This is a genomic window from Amycolatopsis sp. NPDC006131 (assembly GCF_040614175.1).
In the GTDB taxonomy this organism is placed as follows: Bacteria; Actinomycetota; Actinomycetes; order Mycobacteriales; family Pseudonocardiaceae; genus Amycolatopsis_E; species Amycolatopsis_E tucumanensis.
On the sequence record NZ_JBEXTX010000222.1, the window covers coordinates 1 to 4,308 of the forward strand.

The 4,308-nt window shown below is 70.3% G+C and carries 4 protein-coding genes; all 4 read left to right on the forward strand.

Translation table 11 applies throughout. The annotated features are described in order from the left end of the window. On the forward strand, positions 1 to 992 hold a 992-nt coding region (locus ABZ215_RS43375), incomplete at its 5' end, for an AAA family ATPase (protein ID WP_354956767.1). A gap of 32 nt (positions 993 to 1,024) precedes the next feature. Further along, positions 1,025 to 2,776, forward strand: coding sequence for a hypothetical protein (locus tag ABZ215_RS43380; RefSeq protein ID WP_354956769.1), 1,752 nt, complete (start codon positions 1,025 to 1,027; stop codon positions 2,774 to 2,776). 12 nt (positions 2,777 to 2,788) lie between these two features. Then, positions 2,789 to 3,391, forward strand: coding sequence for a hypothetical protein (locus ABZ215_RS43385; protein ID WP_354956771.1), 603 nt, complete (start codon positions 2,789 to 2,791; stop codon positions 3,389 to 3,391). Beyond that, positions 3,388 to 4,185, forward strand: coding sequence for a hypothetical protein (locus ABZ215_RS43390; RefSeq protein ID WP_354956773.1), 798 nt, complete (start codon positions 3,388 to 3,390; stop codon positions 4,183 to 4,185). Before ABZ215_RS43385 ends, ABZ215_RS43390 begins: the two co-directional genes overlap by 4 nt. Positions 4,186 to 4,308: the final 123 nt, after the last annotated feature.

Below are 4,308 nucleotides of genomic sequence, written 5' to 3' on the forward strand. Positions count from 1 at the left end.
AGGGCCACGCGATCACGGTTTCCGCCGCCCCCTTGTCCTATCGCGCGACCGGGACCACCGAGACCGTCGCCGCTGCGTCGATCACCCCCGCCCCGTCCCCTGCTTCGGTCCGTCCGAAAAGGACGACGGCGAGCCCGACGCGCGCTACCACACCACCCGCCACGGCCGCCGCACCCGCACCGGTCACCGGTCCGGTGACGCGTCCCAACGGGACGCCCTACCACCCACGCCTACTGTCCGGGATGCCCGATGTGGTGGCACTGCGGAAGCTGCGCGACGCCGGGGTCCCCGCCCTGATGTACGGCCCGCCCGGCACTGGGAAAACGTCGGTGGTGGAAGCCGCGTTCCCCGACCTGCTGACCGTTCAGGGCGACGGGGACACCACGGTCGCTGACCTGGTCGGTGAGTATGCCCAGACCGTCGACGAAAGCGGCAACGTGCGATACACGTTCATCCACGGCCCGCTGGTGCGCGCGATGCGTGAGGGCCGGACCCTGTTCATCGACGACGCCACCCTGATCCCGCCGACCGTGCTCGCCGTGGTCTATCCCGCGATGGACGGCCGCCGCCAGATCATCATCAAGGCCAACGGCGGCGAAATCATCGACGCCGCGCCCGGGTTCTACGTCGTTGCCGGGCACAACCCCGGCGTGCACGGCGCGGTGCTCACCGATGCCCTGTCATCCCGGTTCGCAGCACAGATCCAGGTGTCCACCGACTACGACCTCGCCGCGCAACTCAAGATCGACAAGCGGGCGGTGAAGATCGCGCGCAATCTCGCCACCCGGCACGCCAATGGCGAAGTCGGCTGGGCGCCCCAGCTCCGCGAACTGCAGGCGTTCCAGAAAATCGCCGACGTGCTCGGCCCTGAAGCCGCCGCCGGAAACCTGGTGGGAACCGCGCCGGAAGAGGACCGCGCGACCGTCGCCGCTGTGGTCCGGCAGGTGTTCGGCAAAGATCTCGCCCCGCTCGCACTCGGCACCCGCATCTGATCCACGAACGACTGTCCGGAAAGGACGGAAGGATGAGCAACCACCTCGCTGACCCGGCCGCCACCGGTGCCGCTGTGTTCCCGGCCCGCCCCGAATGGCTCACCCTGTCCGCCGCCCTGGCCGACGAGGTCCCCGTGATCGCTGACCGCGACGACCTCCTGGTCACCATCGCACCCGGCGCGGGCGGCGGCGCGGCAGCCTGCTTCTACCCCGGCCCCGCGCTGATCGAGGTCGACGGCAACCACCTCAAGGTCGACCCCGCCACCGTCGACCCCGCCGACATCAGCGACCGCACCCGCTACCCCGCCACCTGGGGCGCCCTCACCCACGAATGCGGCCACGCCAAACACACCGCCTGGGACCCGCCCGACGACGCACCGCCCGGAGTGGTCGATGCCGCCATGCTGCTGGAAGAAGCGCGCATGGAAGCCGCCCAGATCCGGCGCCGCCCCGACGACCGGCACTGGTTGCGGGCCGCCGCGAAGGACCTCGTCGCCGACGACCTACACCTCTACGCCGACCCCGCCACCGCCCCGCAGATGACCCCCGCCGATGCCGCGCGCGCTGCTGCCCTGCTCCTCGGCCGGGCTGACGCCGGAGTGCTGACCCACGCCGAGGTCGCGCCGGTCGGTCGCGTGATCGAAGACGTGCTCGGCAGGGACAAGCTGGACGAGCTGCGGATCGTGTGGCGGCGTGCGCTGCGCACGGCCGACAACGACGGGCAGACGATGCTCGACCTCGGGCGGCAGTGGTGCGACATTCTCGGCACCGACCCCGCCAACCCCACCCCGCCCCCTGCGGCCAACGGTGACCCGGCCAATGGCACCGGCGCACTCCCGACCGGCCCGTCCCCGATCGCGGAAGCCATCGCGACCGTGCTCGACACCGTGGCCGCCAACGTGGCGCACGAGCAACCCCCGGAGGATCCCGCCACCCGCGCCGCCGCCGCGCATGCACGCGAGGACATCGCCCGCAAGGAGGCCGAACGCGCCGCTCGGCAGACCTTCCGGCTCGGCGGGCCAAGGGACGGCCGCACCGGCCTGGCCGGGACACGCCCACCGAAGCCGGAGGAACGCACCGCCGCTCGCGTACTGGCCCGGGCGCTGGACACCGCCGGGGTGCGCGACCGGGGCGCGATCCGCACGACCTCGGTGGTTCCGCCCGGGCGGTTGCGGATGCGCGGTGCCCTCGCCGCCGACGCCCAGCGCGCCGCTGGAGCGCTGCCGACCGCCGAACCGTTCACCCGCATCACCCGCACCATGACGCCCACCCCACCGCTGCGGCTCGGCGTGGCATGCGACGTGTCCGGCACGATGCGGTGGGCACGTGAGCACGTCGCCTCGGCCGCCTGGATCCTCGCGCACGCCGCCCGCCACACCCGGGTCCCCGCCGACACGGCCACGGTGATCTTCGGCAACAACGTCCGGCCCCTGATCCACCCCGGCCGCACCCCGTCCGTCGTCACCGAGTTCCAGTCCAACGACAACTGGGAAGACATCCCCACCGCCATCGACGCCCTCGACGGCGCGCTCGGCCTGGCCGCGCCCGGCGCGGCGCGGCTGCTGGTCATCGTCTCCGACGGCAACTTCCGCGACCAGCCTCGCGCCGAAGGACAGAAGCGACTCAACCGCTTACGCGCCACCGGGTGCGCGGTGCTGTGGCTGACCACCAGCAAGCACGACACCCCGCTCGCCGGGGCACGCGTCCACCTGCTCACCGACCCCGCCGCCACCGCCCAGGCCATCGGACGCGCCGCCACGGCCGCCCTGCGCGCCGCCCGCTGACAAGGAGGCCCCGTGCACACGGCAACCCAGCACGCGGACGTACCGGACGACCGGATCTGGTACGTGATCAGCGAGATCGTCGACGGCCGCTACCAGGTCTCGATCGCGACCGGACCGGACCGGTGGGCCGAATGCACGTTCCCGGCCACCGGCGACATGACCCACCCGCAGGCCGTCACCACCGCCGTCGAACGCTTCACCGGCCGCCACGTCACCGATGTCGCCGCGTGCCGCCCCCACGCCCCCGGCTGCCCCCGCTACCGGATCACCGTCGCACCAGAACCCGCCAACGATGACAAGGAGACCAGCACCATGGAACACCACGACGAACACGCCACGGAAATCGTCATCCGCACCTTCACCGAGAACGGCTGCGTGATCACCGCCGCGGTGGCGGACCCGGCCGATGCACAGCGAACCCTGTACGGCACGGTCACGCGAGACGGAATCCTGCTCGGCAGCTACTACTGCGCCGACTTCGTCCGGCAATCCGACTGGCGCATCGTGACCCCCGGCAACCAGCAGATTTGTTTCGCTACCGAACCCGAGGCCGTGTACACGCTCACCATCTCGGGCGACCCCAACCCTCGTGGTGGCGGAAGGACCTGCCGATGAAAACCATCGATCGGCACCAACTGCCGCACAACATTCGCGCCGCCATCGACGACTTCGAGTTCGAGTCGATCATCCGCATCTGGATGGCCTACCCCGGCATCTCCCCGGACGAGTTGCAACGGACGTTCGAGGCCGGCGGCAACTCGAAGTCGGTGTCCGAAGCCTTCGCGAAGAACCTGATCGCAAGGTCGGCCGACCTCGACGTGTTCCTGGTCTACGGCGACGCTTCCAACCGGTACAGCGCAGGTGGCGACCACTGGTGGGTGCGCATCGCGCTACCTGATCAGCGAGAGCTCAACGTCGACTGGACCGCGCGCCAGTTCTACAACCTCGAACAGCCGCACGCGCCGCAGCACCAGAACCTCCCCTGCCCGCTGATCTGGGTAAGCGACCAGGCCGGCGAGCCCGTGCACCCGGTGACCGGAACCTACGTGCTCCTCCTGACCTACCAGGTCAACGCCGACGATCCGCTCGGCGACGTGCGCGATGCCTCGACCGGGCTGCCACGAGTCCTGTCACGCCTGTGCGACACGTGTATCTTCCGCCCGGGCAACCTGATGGACCTCGAGCCCGGCGAGCGCGACCAGATGGTTCAGGTGGCGCTAGCACGCGGAAGCTGGATTCTCTGCCATGAAACCCTGCCAGCGGCCGGAAAGCCGATCGGCACGCAGGCCATCTGTCGAGGATTTTGGGATGTGCACGGCACCGAATCCCTGGGCTGTTGCGTCGCTGTCGCCCTAGGCGGCCCCGTTGTCGCACCGGCACCGACGGAGAACGACCCGGCTCTCGATTGAGCATGCGCCACACCCATTCCACAGAAATCTTTCGCACCACGCTTGACTTCATGCGACGAAGGAAGCGTCCATAGACGTGTAGCCCGAACACCGGATGCGCACCGGGGGCTGCAACCGCTCCGG